We start from the raw sequence: 17,506 nt of genomic DNA, 5'->3' as shown, positions 1-17,506 counted from the left end.
CGCACGCGCTCACCACCATGGCCAGAGAATCGCGTAGGGGCCACCCGCGGTCGCCCGTGCCCGCATTCACCACCATGGCCAGAAGAAGGAGCCGAAATTGAGCGACGTGGCAATCATCACCGGTGGCGCCAACGGCATCGGCCGTTGCGTCGCGTTGCGGTTCGCCCGGGAGGGCATCGCCGTCGCCATCGCCGACGCCGACCGTGAGAGCGCGTCAGGAGTCGTGGAAGAGCTGACGGCGGCGGGAGCGCAGGCGCGCGCCTACGGCGTCGACGTGACCCGTGCCGCGGAGATCAAGGATGTTGTGGCGCGGGTGCGCCAGGACCTCGGACCCGTCGGCATCCTCTGCAACCTTGCCGGCGGCACCATCCACACGAAGGCCGTGGAGGACCTCTCCTGGGCCGAGTGGCGCGAAGTGCTGGACGTGAACCTGAAGGGCACGTTCCTCTTCTGCCGCGAGGTGGCGCCCAGCATGATGGAGCAACGGCGCGGCCGCATCGTCAACACCGCTTCCAACTACGGCCTCACCGGCTGTGCCCTGCGTACCCCGTACTCTGCCGCCAAGGCGGGCGTCCTAGGCTTCACCAAGTCCCTGGCCCAGGAACTGGCCCCCTACGGCGTCCTCGTCAACGCCGTCGCCCCCGGCCCCACGGACACCCCGCGCGTCCTGGCCAAGGCCGCGCCGGGCTCGCGCGAGGCCTGGAAGCCGCTCATCCCCATGGGCCGCACCGGCCAGCCCGAGGACATCGCCGAAGGCTTCTACTTCCTCGTAGGCCCCCAGAACACCTACATCACCGGCTACACGCTCAACGTCAACGGCGGCGTGGTGATGAACTGAAGCCGGACCCGCACTATCCAAAGCAAGATTGCTTGTCCACATACGAACTTTTTCGTAAGTTCGTATGTGCCATGCCGAGAGTCCTCGCCACGTGGATGGTGCGCACCGATCCGCGCGCACCTACCGCCGTAGTCACACATACCCAGTAGAGAAGGGAACCAGAGAGCGGCCCACAGTACGAATTGCGGCAACTTGACACAGTGAATGACGCAGAGCAGGCGCGAGAATGCTGACCAGACTCACCATAAGAAACTTCAAGCGCTTCGCCGAAGTCCCAATCGAGCTTGGTAGCCCGGTGGTTTTCATCGGCCCGAACAACTCGGGCAAGACTTCGGCCATGCAGGCCCTGGCCCTCTGGGACGTTGGGCTCCGGCGCTGGAACGAGAAACGCTCCGGCAAGAGCACACCGGAGAAACGCCCAGGGGTCACCGTCAGCCGTCGCGACTTGGTCGCTATCCCTATTCCTGACGCGAACCTCCTCTGGAGGGATCTTCATGTGCGGGATGTCCAGAAGGTCGACGGCAAACCGCGGACCAGCAATATCCGCATCGATATCGTCGTCGAGGGATTGAGCAACGACCAGGCTTGGGCCTGCGGACTGGAGTTCGACTACGCCAACGAGGAGTCATTTTACTGTCGGCCGCTCCGTCTATCGGACGGCAAGACGCCGGAGCGCATGCCGGTCCCGGAGGAAGCCGCACACGCACGGGTCGCTTTCTTGCCACCGATGTCGGGACTGGCGGCTACGGAGACTCGGCTCGATGCGGGTGCCGTGGACGTCCGAATAGGAGAAGGGCGTACGGCGGAGGTACTGCGTAACCTCTGCTTCCATGTCCATGGGGAACAGCCGGAACACTGGCAACGGCTGGTGAAGCAGATTGAGGGTCTGTTCGGCACGGTGGTGGACCCGCCCCGCTATGTGGCGGAGCGTGGGGAGATCGTGATGAGCTATCGTGAGCGGGGGACGAGGCTCGACTTGTCTTCAGCAGGACGCGGTCTTCAGCAGACGCTGCTCCTTCTGGCGTACATGTATGCCAACCCTGGATCGGTCTTGCTTCTGGACGAGCCGGATGCGCATCTGGAGATTCTGCGCCAACGGCAGACCTACCGCCTGCTCACCGATGTCGCTCGTGACAGCGGAAGTCAAATTATCGCTGCGAGCCACTCGGAGGTCCTGCTCGACGAGGCCGCAGACAGAGATCTGGTAGTGGCCTTCGTGGGCCGGCCGCACCGCATCGACGACCGTGGCAGTCAAGTGTTGAAGGCGCTCAGGGAAATAGGCTTCGAACAGTATTATCAGGCAGAGCAGACGGGTTGGGTGCTTTACCTTGAAGGCTCAACGGACCTCTCGATTCTCCACGCTTTCGCCAAGCGGCTGGGGCATGAACGCGCCTTGGAGGTTCTTGGACGGCCCTTCGTCAAGTATGTTCAGAATAGAGCCAGTGGCGTTCGAACTCACTACCGTGGTCTGAAGGAGGCGGTGCCGGGGCTTCGAGGAGTGGTGTTGTTCGATCGGCTGGAGTCGGAACCAGGAGACATGGCACCGGTGGAATGCCTGATGTGGAAACGCCGGGAGATCGAGAACTACCTGTGCTCCAGAGCCACACTGAAGGCGTATGCCACAGCGTCGGCGTCCGAGGCCGTGGCTGGACCGTTGTTCACGCGGGCGGAAGCCGAGAAGCGCGTGAACGTGATGTGGAAGGCGATCGATCAGGTAGAGACTGCGTTAGAGACCTTGGGCAAGGGTTCTCCCTGGGACGGGGACATCAAGGCCAGCGATGAGTTCCTGGAGCCGGTGTTCAAGGCGTATTTCGAGAGACTCGGGCTGCCGAACCTCATGGCGAAGAAGAACTTCTACGAATTGGCCGAGTGTGTCCCTGAAAGCGAAATTGATCCGGAGATCCGTGAAAAGCTCGACGCCATCGTGCGAATCGCGGAGAGCGCCACACCGGCGAGAGAACCATCATGAACGTCTCCCTCAGAACGTCTTCACCTGCTCCGGCCGCCACTGGCTCAGGCGGTCTTCCAGCTTCTTGACGGCCATGGTCATCACCAGCGAGATGCCCATGAACATGATGAGGCCGGCGAAGACCACGTCGACGATGTAGTTGCCGGCGGCCTCGGCCATGAGGAAGCCGACACCCTGATCGGAGCCGAAGAACTCACCCACCACCACGCCGAGGATGGCGCGGCCGATGGCGAGCCGGAGGCCGGCGATGATGTAGGGCAGGGAGTTGGGCAGCACCACGATCTTCATGAGCTGCCACTCGTTGGCGCCGAAGGAGCGGACCACGTTGACGAGAACGCGATCCACGTTCTTGACGCCCTCGTACGTATTGATGAGGAGCGGGAACAGCGCCCCGATGAAGACGATGATCACCGTGGACCAGATGCCGAAGCCGAACCAGAGCACCACCAGCGGCAGGAATACCAGCCGAGGGGTGGCGTTGAAGGCCGTGACGAAGGGGTCGAACATGGCGTTGAGCGTGTTGAAACGCCCCATGACCAGCCCCACGGGAAGGGCGACGATGATGGAAAGCACGAGCCCGACGATGAACTCCGTGCCGCTGACGTAGAAATGAAACGCCACCTCGCCCGAGGTGACCATCTCGATGAGCTTGACGCCAATGTGGTACGGCGTGGTGAAGAACAGCGCCAGGCCCTTGGGCAGCGCCACCACCGAGGGCAGGAGTTCCCAGGCCAGCAGGAACAGCGCGATGAAGCCCCATCCCAGGATGGGTGCCTCGTTCTCGTGGTACTGCGACAGCAAGCGGTTCATCGGGTCTCCTGCGTGCGCCAGGGCGCGATGGCGAGTTCGGCCTTGCGCAGACCCTGGGTGAAGATGACCGCGATGATCATCAGCACGAGGATGCACACGAACATCTGCGCGAGCTGGTACATGTCGCCGTACCAGATGAGCGCGTGGCCGATGCCCTCGGAAGCGGCGTAGAACTCGCCCACGATGATGCCGACGATGCCCCGGCCGATGGCGATGCGCGCCCCCGCCACGAGGTAGGGGAGGGTGCTCGGCAGGATCACCTTGAAGTAGAGGTCGCGTTCCTTGCCGCCCAGGGACCGCACCACGTTGATGAGCAGGTTATCCACGGAGCGGACGCCGGCGAAGGCGTTGAAGATGAACGGGAATACCGCCAGCAGGAAGATCAGGATGGCCTTGCCCTTGACGCCCACGCCGAACATCACGATGAGCAGCGGCGCCAGCGCCACCAGCGGGCTCGCGTACATGGCGGTGAGAAACGGGTCCAGCGCGAACGCCACCCGGCGCCGCCAGCCCATCACCACCCCCAGCGGGATGCCGATGATCACCGCGCCGGCGAAGCCGTAGACGAACGGCTTGCCGCTGACGTAGAGGTCCTTCCACAGCTCGCCGCTCAGGACCAGGTCGCCCGTTGCCGCCCACATCAGTGACGGCTTGGTGATGAAGAACGGGTTGAAGATGAAGACGTAGGTGAGCAGGAACTCCCACACGAGGAAGAAACCCGCCACCGCCCCCGCCCCCAGCAGGAAGCGCACGGTGCCTTCCGACAGTCCCTTGATTCGCATGTTACTCCCTCGGGTTCAACTCGTCCTTGAGGGTGTTCCAGATGTCGAGCTTGATGTCGTTGAACTCGGGTGTGAGGCGCATCTCGTAGTCCCGCGGCCGCGGCAGGTTGATCTTGATGATGCGTTTGGTCTTGCCCGGCCGCGCGGTCATCACGATGACGCGGTCCGACAGGTAGGCGGCCTCTTCGATGCTGTGAGTGACGAACAGCACCGTCTTCTTGTGCTTGTCCCAGACCTCCAGCAGCTCGGCCTGCATCAGGTCCCGGGTCTGCGCATCCAGCGCCGCGAAGGGCTCGTCCATGAGCAGCACCTCGGGATCCGTGGCCAGCGCCCGGGCGAGTCCCACCCGCTGCTTCATGCCGCCCGACAGCTCGTGCGGAAAGTGCCCTTCGAAGCCGGTAAGCCCCACCAGGTTGACGAGTTCCTGGGCGCGCGGCCGGCGCGAGGCCACCGACTCTCCCTTGAGCTCCGGCCCCAGCTCCACGTTGGCCATGACCGTACGCCACGGCAGCAGCCCGAACTCCTGGAAGACCATGGCGCGCTCGACCCCCGGCCCGGTAATCTTCTTGCCGCCGATCTCGAGCTCGCCTTCAGTCGGCTTGAGCAACCCCAGGAGCACGTTGAGGAACGTGCTTTTGCCACACCCCGACGGTCCGACGATGGAGACGAACTCGCCGCTGTTCAACTCGATGCGAAAATTCTTCAGGGCCGTGACCGGGTCCCGGTTCTTCGGTGTGAACGTCAGCGTGATGTCGGTGGATCGGATGTACGGTTCCATCGACCCGAAATTACTACAACGACGGTGGGGTGACAAGCGAGGTTCTACACCCCCAGGTACCGATGCCGCACATCCTCGGCCGCGGCCAGGGCGGCGGAGTCGCCGCTCCAGACAATGCGGCCCTTCTCCATGATGTAGTGGCGATTGGCGAGTTGCATGAGCGCGCCGTGGTTGCTGTCGATGAGGAGGATGGCCTGCCCCACGGCCTTGAGTCGTTCCAGACAGCGCCAGATCTCGGCGCACACGAGCGGGGCCAGACCCTCGGTGGCTTCGTCCAGCAGGATCAGACGCGCGTTGGTCATGAGCGCGCGGCCGATGGCGAGCATCTGCTGCTCGCCGCCCGACAAGGCGCGGCCGTACAGGTCTTTGCGCGCCTCCAGCGCCGGAAACATCTCGTAGATGCGTTCCACGGTCCACGGGTCCGCGGCGCCGCTTTGGGAAGCGGAGCCGTATCCCGCAGCCACCTCCAGGTTCTCTCTCACCGTCAGGTTGGGGAAGACCTGCCGCCCCTCGGGCACGAGGCCGATGCCGGCCCGGGCCACGAGGTGGCTCGGCTTGCCCTGGATCTCGACGCCCTGGAAACGGATCTTCCCGGCCCGTGGCCGCACCAGCCCCATGATGGAGCGCACGGTGGTGGTCTTGCCCATGCCGTTGCGGCCCATGAGGGTCACCATCTCGCCGGCGTCGACTCGCAGGCTCACGTCGAACAGGATCTGACTGGCACCGTAGAATGTCCGGATGTCTTCGAGTTCCAGCATCGGGTCCCGGGTTCCTTGAATTTCGCGGCCGTTCGTCCCCTCGCCACCCCTGGATTCGCGCTTCCGCGGGAATGACGAATCGGGGCGTGGGTGCCGATTCTCATCCGAGCGGAGTTTGACACGGCCTGTTCTACGCGTCCTCCCCCAGGTACGCTTCCCGCACCACCGGGTCTACCCGGATGGCGTCCGGCGGGCCGGTGGCCACCTCGCGGCCGGTCACCAGCACGGTGACGCGGTCCGCCAGGGCGAAGACGGCGTCCATGTCGTGCTCCACCAGCAGGATGGCTACCTGTCCCTTCAACCCCCCCAGTAGCGCCACCATGCGTCTGGCTTCGTCCGGACCCATGCCGGCCATGGGCTCGTCCAGCAGGAGCAGGGCGGGGCTGGTGGCCAGTGCCATGGCGATTTCGAGTTGCCGCTGTTCGCCGTGGGCGAGGTTGCGGGCGATGACGCCGGCACGTGGGCCCAGGCCCACCTGCTCCAGGGCGTGGCGGGCGGGACCCCGCAGCGCCGGGTCCGACCGCGCCGGGCGCCAGAAGCGGAAGGAGTGGCCGTCGTGGGCCTGCACCGCCATGGCCACGTTGTCCTCGGCGGTGAAGCCGCCGAATACCGAGGTGATCTGGAACGACCGCGCCAGCCCCAGCCGCGCGCGCTCGTGCATGGGCCTGTGAGTGATGTCCCGTCCGGCGAGGTGGATGGCGCCCTCGTCCGGCGCCACCTCGCCGGAGAGCTGCTTGATGGCCGTGGTCTTGCCCGCGCCGTTGGGGCCGATGAGCGCGTGGATCTCCCCGTGGACTACGTCCAGGGACAAGGAGTCGGTGGCCTTGAGCGCACCGTAGGTCTTGGTGAGTCGGCGGGCGGCGAGCAGCGCTTCAGACATGGGCGTCTTTTCCTCGCTCGAACCAGCCCCAGATGCCGCGGCGGGCGAACAGTACCACCAGGATCAGCACCGGCCCCAGGATGATCATCCAGTGTTCCATGTACGCCGACAGGATCTCCTCCAGGAGCAGCAGCACGGCGGCGCCGATGACCGGACCGGCCAGCGTGCCCATGCCGCCCAGGATCACCATCACCATGATTTCGCCCGACACGGTCCAGTGCATCAGCGCCGGGTCCACGAAACCCATGTAATTGGCCATTAGCGCGCCCGCGAGCCCGGCCGCCGCACCGGCCAGGACGAAAGCCGTGAGCTTGTAGCGGTAGACCGGGAAGCCGAGTGCCAGCATCCGTTCCTCGTTTTCCTTGCAGCCCTGCAACACCATGCCGAAGCGGGAGCGCACCAGCCGCCGTCCCAGCAGAAGGCAGACCGCCAGGATGAGCAGGCACACGTAGTAGAACGCGGTCTCGTTTTCCAGGTCGAGCCCCGTCAGCCGGTTCCTCTGGGCGATGCTCAGTCCGTCGTCGCCGCCGTACACCTCCAACGACACGAAGAAGTAGTAGAGCATCTGCGCGAACGCCAACGTGATCATGATGAAGTACATGCCGCTGGTGCGCAGGCTGACCGCGCCTATCAGGAGGGCGAGCAGCGCCGCCGCTCCCACCGCCAGCGGCCAGACCGCCAGGGCGCTCTCGAACCAGGCCAGGGCGAAGGGCCATGCCGGGGCGTCGCCGCCGGCTCCATGGAACGACGTGACGGCCACCACGTAGGCGCCGGCGCCGAAGTACGCCGAGTGGCCGAAGCTGACCATGCCGCCGAAGCCCAGGATAAGGTCCAGGCTCGCCGCGGCCAGGGCGAAGATCAGGATGCGGGTGAAGAGCCCGATGAGGAAGGACTCGTCCAGCCCCTCGGCCACGGGCGGCAGCACCGCCAACGCGGCTACGATGACCGTCGCGAGGGCGGCGTTTGTCCAGCGTGCGAAGCCGGCGTTCCCTCCGATGACTACCGGGCGGGAACGCGCTGCCGTTTCGGAGGGATCATGCATGAGGCGCGCCGGGGTAGTCCGAAGGGAATTCGGGGCAACGGGGTCGTGGGGCGATTCGCATGCGACGGCCTACTGGTATCTGCCGTACACCGGCAGCAGGCCACGGGGCCGCCACACCAGGATGGCGGCCATGAAAATGTAGATGGACATGGAGGCCAGGGAGGCGCCCACGCCGTTGGCGGTGGCGGGGTCGAACAAGAGCCCCAGCGTGGCCGGCAGAAAGGCGCGGCCCATGATGTCGATGAACCCCACCAGAATGGAACCGACGAGCGCCCCGCGGACGGAGCCGATGCCGCCGATGACGATGACGACGAAGGTCAGGATGAGGATGTTCTCGCCCATGCCGACCTCCACGGCCCACACCGGCCCGGCCATGGCCCCGGCGAGCCCGGCCAGGAGCGCGCCCAGCCCGAACACCAACGTGTACAGGAGGGGCACGTTCACCCCCAGCGCGCCGATGATCTCCTGATTGCTGGCACTCGCCCGGATCATCATGCCCAGGCGCGTGCGCACGATGAGCCAGTAGAGGGAAAACGCCACCAACCCGCCCACCACGATGATGGCCAGCCGGTACAGCGGGTAGTCCACGCCGGGGATGATCTGCACCGAGCCGGAGAGCGCTGCCGGAACGTCGAGAAACAGTGCGCGCGGTCCCCAGATGACCTTGGTCAGCTCGTTGAAGAAGAGGATCAGACCGAACGTGGCGAGGACCTGGTCGAGGTGGTCGCGGCTGTAGAGGGTCCGCAGCGCCACCCGCTCAACCGCCATGCCCACCGCCGCCGTGGCGCACAAGGTGACCGCCAGTGCCAGCAGGAAGGAGCCGGTGAGCTGGAACACGGTGGCGCACACGTAGGCGCCCACCATGTACAGCGAGCCGTGGGCCAGGTTGATCATGCCCATGATGCCGAACACCAGGGTCAGGCCGGCGGCCATGAGGAAGAGCATGACCCCGAACTGAAGGCCGTTCAGGATCTGCTCGAGGACCAGAAGGACGGACATGGGATTCGGAAGTGGCAAGGTGTGCCGGCTCACGGGGCCGCGAGCCGGCACACCCGTTCAATGGCGGGCCGCTACATCTTGCACTGGCCGGCGTAGGCGTCCGCGTGGTCCGAGAACGCTTTGCCGACGGTCTTGTTGGTCAACACCTTGCCTTCGCGCACCACCTCGCGGACGTGGATGTCCTGCACCGGATGGTGGTTCGATCCGAACCGGAAGTTCCCGCGCACCGACTCGAAGTCGGCCTTGCGTAGGGCCGCGCGGAAGGCGTCCTTGTCGTCGACCTTGCCGCCGGTGCTCTTGAGCGCCGCGCCGATCAGCCGCGCCGCGTCGTAGCCCTGGCTGGCGTATAGCGACGGCAGCCTGTTGTAGGCCTTCCGGAACCCCGCCACGAAGGCCTTGTTGGCGGAATTGTCGATGTCCTTGTTCCACTGGGACGAGTTGATCACGCCCAGCGCGGCGTCGCCCACCGCCCCGAGGATGGTCTGGTCGAACGAGAACGCCGGCCCGAACAGAGGAACCTTCCCGGTCAGGCCGGCCTGATGGTACTGCTTGATGAAGCTGATGCCCATGCCCCCGGGCAGGAAGAAGAAGACCGCGTCCGGGTTGGCGGCGCGCAGCGCCGCGATCTCGGCGGCGTAGTCGGTCTGCCCCAGCGTGGTGTAGACCTCGCCGGCCAGCTTGCCCTTGTAGAAGCGTTTGAAGCCGCGCAGGGCGTCCTTCCCCGCGGGGTAGTTGGGCGCCATGATGTAGGCGTTCTTGAAACCCTTTTGCGCCACGTACTGGCCCATGGCCTCGTGCAGGTTGTCGTTCTGCCACGCCACGTTGAAGTAGTTCTCGTGGCAGTCCGCGCCCGCCAGCTTCGACGGGCCGGCGTTGGGGCTGATGTAGAAGATGCCGGTCCCCACCACCTTGGGCACCACCGCGATGGCCAGATTGGACCAGATGATCCCGGTCATCACGTCGACCTTGTCGCGCTTCATGAAGCGGTTGGCCACCTGCAGCGCCTTGCCCGACTTGCGCGCGTCGTCCTCCACCAGCAACTCCACCGCCGTCCCACCGAGCTTGCCGCTCCCCTGGTCCAGCGCCAGCTTGAAACCATCGCGCACGTCCACGCCGAGGGCGCTGCCGCCTCCCGACAGGGTCGTGATCATGCCGATCTTCACCTGGGCCGTCAGCAAACCGGGCATGCCGATCAAGAATGCTGCGACGAGCAAGGCCATGGTTGATTTACGCATCCGAAATAACCTCCCTTTCAGAGTTCCGGGGAAATTTAACTCGCCTCCCGGTACAGGTCCAGCGCCTTCACCACCGGGGCGTCGCTCATGGACAGGAGGATGGCATCCGTGTCCGATGACGTGTTGGCGTGGGCGTGCTGGTTCCATAGCGGCACGACGAAGGAATCGCCCTGGCGCCACTCGAAGACCTGGCCGCCGATGATGGAGGTGCCCTGGCCCCGGAAGACGTGGTAGATCACGGTGCTGGTATGGCGGTGCGGGAGGGTTTCGTGGCCGGGTTCCAGGAGCTGGACGGCGCACTGGACGGTGGGCATGGTGGGGCCGCCGGTGACCGGGTTCAGGAACTCCAGCAGGTAGCCGTCGTAGGGGTCCCTGCCGGCCTTGTTGCGCCGGAGCCGTTCCAGGCTGCGGGCGGTGTCGGCCCACTTGTAGTGGAAGAACTGCCGCGGCGGCTCCATGGCGGGGCGGGCGTGGCTGTAGAAGCCCGCGGTCTCCTCGCTGGTGGCCTCCACGTTCTGCTGCTCCTGGTGATAGGGCTCGAAGTAGAGCTGGTGCAGCGCCTGCGTCAGCGGGATGTCGAGGCCGTCGAGCCAGATGATGGGCGCGCCGGAGTCGTTGACGTGGTCGTGCCAGGTGAGCTGGGGCGTCAGGATCAGGTCGCCTTCCTCCATCACGCACTTCTGGCCGTTGACGGTGGTGTAGGCGTCGCGGCCGTGGAGCACGAAGCGGAAGGCCGCGGCCGTGTGGCGGTGCGTGCGCGCGTACTCGCCGTGCTTGACGTACTGGAACGAGAAGTGGATCGTATGGGTGGTGCCGTGGCCGCCGGGAATGCCGGGGTTCAGGAGCCGGATGGTGCGGCGCTCCGCGTCTTGCTCCAGGTTCACCACCTCCCCGGCCCGTATCATGCTCTCGTGAATGTCTTCCCATCGCCACAGGCACGGCCGCACCTGGGTGACGGGGTAGGGCGGCAGGTCCTCCAGCCCCAGGCTCCAGTGGCCTTCGAGGCTCTTCTCCGCCATGTCCCGGTCGAGCTGGTCGATGGAATCGGCGATCCGTTCCTGTTTCATGTGGCCTCCTACTCCGTCGGCATGGGCACGGCGTCAGAATACACCACTGGCGGGCCAAGGGAAACGGCGGCCGGCGGACGGCAACGACGATCCGGCGTGTCGTTGCAATCGACGGCACGGCCCGTTATGTCATTCTTTCACTCCAATCTTTGACGCGGGAAGGCCTTCGTCGACACGGGAAGAATCATGTTGGTGATATCGGAAACGCAGGTAAGGGACCTGCTCGACCTCGACGAGCTGATCGCCGCGCTGGAGCAGGCGCATATCCAGTTCTCCGCGGGCCGGGTGGTGATGCCGGTGCGGCTGGTGGTGCCGTTGCCCGAGATCCAGGGGCGCATCACGAGCATGCCGGCGTTCATGAGCGAGGGGAAGGCGCTGGGGATCAAGATCATCTCCTACTTCCGCGACAACCCGAAGCAGGGGTTGCCGCCCATCCTCGCCACCATCTCGCTCTACAGCGCGGAGACCGGCAAGATCGAGGTGCTGATGGACGGCGTCTACATCACCGCCATCCGCACCGCGTGCGCGTCCGCCATGGCCACCAAGGCGCTGGCGCGCACGGAGGCGCCGGTGCTGGGAATCCTCGGCGCGGGCACCCAGGCGCGCACCCACATCCGCGCGCTGAGCCGGGTGCGTTCCATCGAACGGGTGCTCATCTGGAGCCCGTCGCGCGTCAACGCCATCTATGTCCGGGAAGAGCTGGAGGACGAACTGGGCTTCCCCATCCAGCCCCAGGAGTCGGCCGAGGCCGTGGTGCGGGGGGCGGACATCCTGACCGCGGTGACCGACGCGGCCGAACCCATCCTCAATGCCGGCTGGCTCAAGCCCGGCGTCCACATCAACGCCGTGGGCTCGCACCGGCCCGAGGCGCGGGAGATGGGCGGCGACACGGTGAAGCGATCCACCGTGGTGGTGGACTCGATGGACGCCATCCACAGTGAGTGCGGGGACATCCTGCTGGCGCTCAAGGAAGGCTCCATTGCGCCGGACCACGTGCGCGGCGAGATCGGCGAGGTGCTCGCCGGCGCCAAGCCCGGCCGCACGAGCGAGGACGAGATCACCCTGTACAAGTCGGTGGGTATCGCCGCGCAGGACGTGGCCGCGGCGAGCCTGGTCTACCGGCGCGCGCGGGAACGGGGCGTGGGCACCGAGGTGGAGATCTAGGGGAGAGCGGCAGGTCATGGACCCGAACGAAGCCAGGGAACGCATCGAGCAAGGGCTGGACCCCGACGAGGTCGAGCGCCTGCTGGTAAAGCTGCTCCGGACGTCCAGCCCGCAGACGGAGCTGCTGGAGAAGGAGCCGCAGGTGCTCGCCCTGATCCGCGACGTGGTGCGGCCCGAGCTTGAGGCCGAGGGCATCGAGGCCGCCATCGACGGCATGGGCAACCTCATCGCGCGCCTGCCGGGCGCGGGCGCGGCGCCGGGTCTGGTGCTCGTGTCCTATGCCATGAACGCCGCGCCCAGCACCATGCCGAACCCGTATTCCGGGGAGATGGTGGACGGCGCGCCCTACGGGCTCGAAGGGCCGTGCGGCTGGGGCCGGGGCGCGTGCGAGCAGAAGGGCAGTCTGGCGGCGATGCTGAGCGCGGTGAAGTGCCTGGCCCGGAGCGGCTGGGAGCTGCCCGGCGACCTCTACTTCGTCACCAGCACCGCGGGCGAGAGCGGCAAGCACGAGTCCCTGGACTACGTGCTGTCGAGCGGCGCCGTCGACGCGCGCTGGGGCCTCATCGACGGCCCGCCCGAGATCCAGTTGGGCAACAAGGGGCGCATCGACGTGCGCATCGTCGTGCGCGGACGCCAGGCCCACAGCAGCCGTCCCTGGGACGGCATCAACGCGGTGGACGGCGCGGTCAAGGTGCTGGAACGGTTGGCGCCGCTGATGCCTTATCCCGAGGACAAGAGCCACCCGGAGCTGGGCGGGGTGTCGCTCACGCCCACCGCCATCGAGAGCTTCCCCAAGTCGACGCACACCATTCCCGGCGAATGCCGCATCCGCATGGACCGGCGGCTGCTGCCGGGGGACGACGCCGACCGCGCCGTGCGGCAGCTTGCCGAGGCCATCGGGGAGATCGAGCCCTACGAGATCGCGCTGGAGAAGGAAGAGTTCATGTACCCGTGCGAGGTGGGGAAGGACGCGGGCGTGGTGGTGGCTCTCGGCGACGCCATCCGCACCATGCTGGGGCGGGAGCCGGAATACAGCTTCTCCACCGCGGCCAACGACACCGGCCTGCTCAACGTACGCGGCATCGAGGCCGTGAACTACGGTTCCCGCGCCGTCCGCTTCCAACACACGGACAACGATCTGGTGCCCCTCAAGAGCGTGGTGGAGGCGGCCAAGGTGTTCCTGTTCATGGCGTTGCAGCGCTGACGCCGGAGCGCGGCAGCGTCTTTGACCGGCAGGCCTTGCCGCGGCTGTTCGCGCGACAAACACGAGGTAACGACATGCCAATGACCGACGAGAAGTTCATCGACGTGGACGGGGTCCGGACACGTTACTTCGAGCAGGGGACGGGGGAGCCGCTGGTGCTGTGGCACGGCAGCCACTTCGGCACCACCGACGCGTGCGACAGCGCCCTCGATTGGGAACTGAACTTCGATCGGTTGGCCGAGTCGTTCCGGGTCATCGCCGTGGACAAGCTCGGCCAGGGACACACGGACAATCCCAGGACCAACGAGGACTATACGCCCGCCGCGGTGGTGGAGCACGCCCACGGCTTCCTCAAGGCCATGGGGCTCCGGGACGTGCACCTGTGCGGGCACTCGCGCGGCGGCTACGTGGTCGCGCGGCTCACGCTGCTGCATCCGGAGATCGTCAAGTCCTGCATCATCGTGGACAGCGGCACCCTGTCGCCGGGGCCCTCGCTTACCGAGAAGGTGATGGCGGCGCGGCCCGAGCCGTACCTGAGCCGGGAAAGCCAGCGCTGGGTCGTGGAGCACTACTCCCACGGTACCGGGCACATAACGGAAGGCTGGATCGACGCGGCGGTGGAGATATCCGAACTGCCGAAGTACCAGGAATCCGTGCGGGCGATGAACGGCGGGGGATTGAAGCTGTTCATGCGCAACCTCGTCCTCGACAAGGAGGAATGCCTCCAGTGGATGCAGGAGGGGCGCCTCAAGACACCCACCCTCGTGGTGTGGGGCTACAACGATCCGACGGCGCGGTACCGGCGGGGGCTCACACTGTTCGACTACGTCGCCGGCAGCACCGAGAACGCGCAGTTGCACGTCATCAACAAGGCCGGCCACTTCTGCTACCGGGAACAGCCCGAGCAGTTCAATCGGGCCGTTGCCGGATTCATCGAGAGCTTGGGTTGAGGCGGACGGGCGCAATGCGGAGTCCGACGCCCAAGGAAATTCCGCGCAAGGAGACGAGAGGAGACTCCACCGTGAAATGGTTCGTGTTCGTTGCGGGTGTCGTTCTTCCCTTGATCGTGGCCGGGTGCCTGGGTGACGGTCCGAGGATGAAGGAGATCGAGCTGACCGAGGCGCAGAAGCGGTTCAAGACAAACACGACGTTCGAGGACGGAGTGTTCAGCTTCGAGTTCACGCCGGAGAACGGTGCGACGAGGACTCTCGATACCAGGCTGCATCAAAATTACTCGACCTCGTATCGCCTTCCACCGCCGGTCCTTCCCGGCTTCTCGAGCCGAGCATGGCAGCTTACCGACAATGCGGACGACGGCAGAACGTTCGCCTACGCGCTGGTCAGTTGGAACCGGGACGATCCGGCCGACTACCTCTCGGCCGGGTGGTGGCTCCACCTTCCACCGGATGTCTCTTTCCGGAACCGGAACGAGGCGGAAACCGGCGTGTTCATGGATGGCCCGGAACTCGACCTGTCGAAGCCTCCGGACCTGCCGGTAGAGGGGCAAGCCGTCTATCTGGGCACCACGGGGGGTGTCTATCGTTACCAGCAATCGGACGGCGAGTTGGAGGAGTACGAGTACAACGCCTTCATCAATCTCGCGGCGGACTTCTCGAACGAGACCATCAGCGGTTGCGTCGGCTGCATTGGAGACATCGAGACGCAGCGGCTCTACTTGTACGGGATATTGGGATGGCGATGGCGCCCACCGGCGGTTCCGCCCACGGACTACCAAGTCCACATCGGAGCCACGCCCTTCAACACCGACGGGACTTTCGAGGGCATGGACGTCGCGGTGACGCATGCCGAACGGAACGTGACGGAGTCAAGCGGATCGTGGGCCGGGCAATTCTCGAACGTCCCGGACGCGGACGGCAATCCCAGGCTCATCGTCGGTCTCAACGATGTCACGTTCGAAGAAGGGGACGGTGCCAGCGGCAACTTCATCGGCATATTCCAGGCCCTTTCACCGGGGAACCAGCCGCCGCCGGAGAGCGAAACGCGGTGAAGGCGCGGGGACCCGCGGATTCATCAAGCTATTTGTGAGACACCACACTAGATCCGTAGCGGCACGGCTTCCTTGAGGACGATACCTCGAGACGTGACCTTGGCGCGGTAGGGAAAGATCTCCACGCCGGCCTTGGCCGCGCGGCGCAGCCAGCGACCGTATTCGGCATCGATCTCGTCCGCGGGACGGAGGGACTGGACGTCCGTCCTTTGGATGACGAACAGCAGCACGGCGCGTTGGCCGCGGCGGCGCAAGCGCATCAGCTCCTTCAGGTGCTTGGTGCCGCGTTCGCTGACCGCATCCGGGAACGCGGCGATGCGGTCCACCACCAGCGTGACGTTCTTGACCTCCACGTAGCACTGCTCTCCCGCGCTCTCCAGGAGGAAGTCCAGCCGCGACCCCGGCCGCGTCGGCACCTCGGCGCGCAGCCGCTCGTAGCCCTGCAACTCCCGGATCACGCCGCGCTCGATCCCTTCCCGCGCCAGCCGGTTGGCGGCCAGGGTGTTGATGCCCACGAGGGTGCGTCCCACGCGGATCAATTCCCAGGTGTAGGGGAGCTTGCGGTTCTTCCCGTGCTGTTCGGAGAGATAGACCCGGCTGCCCGGGGCATTGCAACCGAGCATGCTGCCGGTGTTGGTGCAGTGGGCGGTCACGAGAGTGCCGTCGTCCAGGCGCACGTCGGCGAGAAAGCGCTTGTAACGCTCGACGAGGGTTCCGGGGATCAGGGGAGCGGGAAAACGCATGACGGAAGCCCCTCCCCACCCCTGGATTCCCGCATCCGCGGGAATGACTCTTCGGGGGTTAGGGGGTGTTGCCGCGATGGCCTGTCGCTGCGGGTGTTTCCCGCGGTCGCGGCGCTCACCCGTTCGCGTCGAGGCATTTTCCGGCGCCGCGGCGCAGCAGCACGCCGATGAGGTGGCGCTTGTATTCGGCGCTGCCTTCGCGGTCGTCGGTGAGCGCGGCTTCGTCGGCGAGGGCGTCGGCGGCCTGCTGGAGCCGTTCACCGGCGGCGTCCGCGGGGCCGGCGATGAGCGTCTCGGCGGCGCTGGATCGGCACGGGGTGGGGCTCACGCACCCCACGGCGCAGCGGGCGGCGCGGATCTCGCCGCCGTCCTCGCTCAGGTCGAGGAGCAGCGCCAGACCCAGCAACGGGCGCTCGTGCACCTGGAACTTCAGGTAGGCGGCGCGCTGCGTCGGTCCGAGCAGCGGCACATCCACACCGGTCAGCACCTCGTCCTGGCCCAGGGAGTTGTCGTAGGCCCCGGCGATAAGCTCGTCCATGGCGAGGGTCCGCTCGCCGGCCTTGCCTTGGGCTTGCGCTGTTCCTTCCAGGGCCAGCAACAGGGTGGCGGGGTCCGAGTGAGGTTCGGCGAAGCAGAGGTTTCCGCCCAGGGTGCCGGTGGCGCGCACGCGCACGTTGGCGACGTTGGCTTCCATGTCGGCCATCACCGGCAGCAGCTCCCGCACCACGGCGGAGCGCTCGATGGTCCGGTGGGTGGCGCCGGCGCCGATGTGCAGGTGGCCGTCCCGGCGCTCGATGCCGTCGAGGCCGGCCACGGCCTTGATGTCGATCAGGTGCTCGTAGCGCAGCAGGTCGTGGCGCATGGCCAGCAGCAGCTCGGTGCCGCCGGCGTACAGGGTGCCGTTCTCACCGTAGTGGTCGAGCATCTCGGCGGCCTCGCCCAGGTCGGCGGGCCGGTGGATGGCGAAGCGTCTGAGCGGCATCATGACTCGTTCTCTCCACGGGCGGCGCGCGTTGCGCGGATGGCGCGCCAGACCTTTTCCGGCGTGAGCGGCGCCCGGCGAATGCGCGCCCCGGTAGCGGCGTAGACCGCGTTGGCGATGTTGGCGGGCAGCGAGTTGAGGGAGGCTTCGCCGCCGCCCTTGGCGCCGTAGGGTCCCACCCCGTCGCGGTTCTGCACCAACTCCAGCTTCACCGTCGGCGGCATGTCGGAGAAGCGCGGCAGGCGGT

The 17,506-nt window shown here is 66.2% G+C and carries 18 protein-coding genes; 6 read left to right on the top strand and 12 right to left on the bottom strand.

Annotated elements, in window-relative coordinates:
• Positions 1 to 106 precede the first annotated feature (106 nt).
• Together OXF11_02455 and OXF11_02450 are read left to right on the top strand one after the other, a co-directional pair.
• On the top strand, positions 107 to 838 hold the full coding sequence (locus tag OXF11_02455; GenBank protein ID MCY4485960.1) for an SDR family NAD(P)-dependent oxidoreductase: 732 nt from the start codon (positions 107 to 109) through the stop codon (positions 836 to 838).
• A gap of 226 nt (positions 839 to 1,064) precedes the next feature.
• Positions 1,065 to 2,807 carry an AAA family ATPase gene (locus OXF11_02450; GenBank protein ID MCY4485959.1) on the top strand — a complete coding sequence of 581 codons (1,743 nt, stop codon included), beginning with the start codon at positions 1,065 to 1,067 and terminating at the stop codon, positions 2,805 to 2,807.
• Between the two features lie 9 nt (positions 2,808 to 2,816).
• Here OXF11_02450 and OXF11_02445 read toward each other — a convergent pair whose 3' ends face one another.
• The 9 genes from OXF11_02445 to OXF11_02405 form a co-directional block, all read right to left on the bottom strand.
• Complete coding sequence (locus OXF11_02445; GenBank protein ID MCY4485958.1) at positions 2,817 to 3,617, bottom strand: ABC transporter permease; 801 nt, start codon at positions 3,615 to 3,617, stop codon at positions 2,817 to 2,819.
• Positions 3,614 to 4,399, bottom strand: a complete 786-nt coding sequence (locus OXF11_02440) for an ABC transporter permease (protein ID MCY4485957.1) — start codon at positions 4,397 to 4,399, stop codon at positions 3,614 to 3,616. Before OXF11_02440 ends, OXF11_02445 begins: the two co-directional genes overlap by 4 nt.
• Position 4,400: 1 nt before the next feature.
• A complete protein-coding gene (locus OXF11_02435) occupies positions 4,401 to 5,177 on the bottom strand; it encodes an ABC transporter ATP-binding protein (protein ID MCY4485956.1) in 777 nt (258 codons plus the stop codon).
• 44 nt (positions 5,178 to 5,221) lie between these two features.
• On the bottom strand, positions 5,222 to 5,935 hold the full coding sequence (locus OXF11_02430; protein ID MCY4485955.1) for an ABC transporter ATP-binding protein: 714 nt from the start codon (positions 5,933 to 5,935) through the stop codon (positions 5,222 to 5,224).
• Between the two features lie 130 nt (positions 5,936 to 6,065).
• On the bottom strand, positions 6,066 to 6,815 hold the full coding sequence (locus tag OXF11_02425; GenBank protein MCY4485954.1) for an ABC transporter ATP-binding protein: 750 nt from the start codon (positions 6,813 to 6,815) through the stop codon (positions 6,066 to 6,068).
• Complete coding sequence (locus tag OXF11_02420; GenBank protein MCY4485953.1) at positions 6,808 to 7,857, bottom strand: branched-chain amino acid ABC transporter permease; 1,050 nt, start codon at positions 7,855 to 7,857, stop codon at positions 6,808 to 6,810. Before OXF11_02420 ends, OXF11_02425 begins: the two co-directional genes overlap by 8 nt.
• Positions 7,858 to 7,926: 69 nt before the next feature.
• Positions 7,927 to 8,856 carry a branched-chain amino acid ABC transporter permease gene (locus tag OXF11_02415; GenBank protein MCY4485952.1) on the bottom strand — a complete coding sequence of 310 codons (930 nt, stop codon included), beginning with the start codon at positions 8,854 to 8,856 and terminating at the stop codon, positions 7,927 to 7,929.
• Positions 8,857 to 8,927: 71 nt separating this feature from the next.
• Complete coding sequence (locus tag OXF11_02410; GenBank protein MCY4485951.1) at positions 8,928 to 10,076, bottom strand: ABC transporter substrate-binding protein; 1,149 nt, start codon at positions 10,074 to 10,076, stop codon at positions 8,928 to 8,930.
• A 50-nt stretch (positions 10,077 to 10,126) separates the two neighbouring features.
• Complete coding sequence (locus OXF11_02405; GenBank protein ID MCY4485950.1) at positions 10,127 to 11,158, bottom strand: cupin domain-containing protein; 1,032 nt, start codon at positions 11,156 to 11,158, stop codon at positions 10,127 to 10,129.
• Between the two features lie 186 nt (positions 11,159 to 11,344).
• Between OXF11_02405 and OXF11_02400 the strand changes: the two genes are divergently transcribed.
• From OXF11_02400 to OXF11_02385, 4 genes are all read left to right on the top strand, one after another.
• On the top strand, positions 11,345 to 12,322 hold the full coding sequence (locus OXF11_02400) for an ornithine cyclodeaminase family protein (protein ID MCY4485949.1): 978 nt from the start codon (positions 11,345 to 11,347) through the stop codon (positions 12,320 to 12,322).
• 16 nt (positions 12,323 to 12,338) lie between these two features.
• Positions 12,339 to 13,526, top strand: coding sequence for a M20/M25/M40 family metallo-hydrolase (locus OXF11_02395; GenBank protein MCY4485948.1), 1,188 nt, complete (start codon positions 12,339 to 12,341; stop codon positions 13,524 to 13,526).
• Positions 13,527 to 13,600: 74 nt separating this feature from the next.
• The gene (locus OXF11_02390) at positions 13,601 to 14,476 is read left to right on the top strand and encodes an alpha/beta hydrolase (protein ID MCY4485947.1); all 876 of its coding nucleotides are present in this window, start codon (positions 13,601 to 13,603) and stop codon (positions 14,474 to 14,476) included.
• Positions 14,477 to 14,547: 71 nt separating this feature from the next.
• Entirely contained in the window at positions 14,548 to 15,534 is a 987-nt protein-coding gene (locus OXF11_02385) for a hypothetical protein (protein ID MCY4485946.1), read from the top strand.
• 47 nt (positions 15,535 to 15,581) lie between these two features.
• Here the strand turns inward: OXF11_02385 and sfsA are convergent, their stop codons facing one another.
• The 3 genes from sfsA to OXF11_02370 all read right to left on the bottom strand — a co-directional run.
• On the bottom strand, positions 15,582 to 16,277 hold the full coding sequence (gene sfsA, locus OXF11_02380; protein ID MCY4485945.1) for a DNA/RNA nuclease SfsA: 696 nt from the start codon (positions 16,275 to 16,277) through the stop codon (positions 15,582 to 15,584).
• Positions 16,278 to 16,392: 115 nt separating this feature from the next.
• Complete coding sequence (locus OXF11_02375) at positions 16,393 to 17,262, bottom strand: FAD binding domain-containing protein (GenBank protein ID MCY4485944.1); 870 nt, start codon at positions 17,260 to 17,262, stop codon at positions 16,393 to 16,395.
• Positions 17,259 to 17,506: xanthine dehydrogenase family protein molybdopterin-binding subunit (locus tag OXF11_02370; GenBank protein ID MCY4485943.1), on the bottom strand; the 248-nt coding region annotated here is incomplete at its 5' end. The genes OXF11_02375 and OXF11_02370, both read right to left, overlap by 4 nt.

Source organism: Deltaproteobacteria bacterium (assembly GCA_026712905.1).
In the GTDB taxonomy this organism is placed as follows: domain Bacteria; phylum Desulfobacterota; class Binatia; order UBA9968; family JAJDTQ01; genus JAJDTQ01.
The sequence above is the reverse complement of the archived record's forward strand: the minus strand, read 5'-3'. Positions and strand labels throughout refer to the sequence as shown.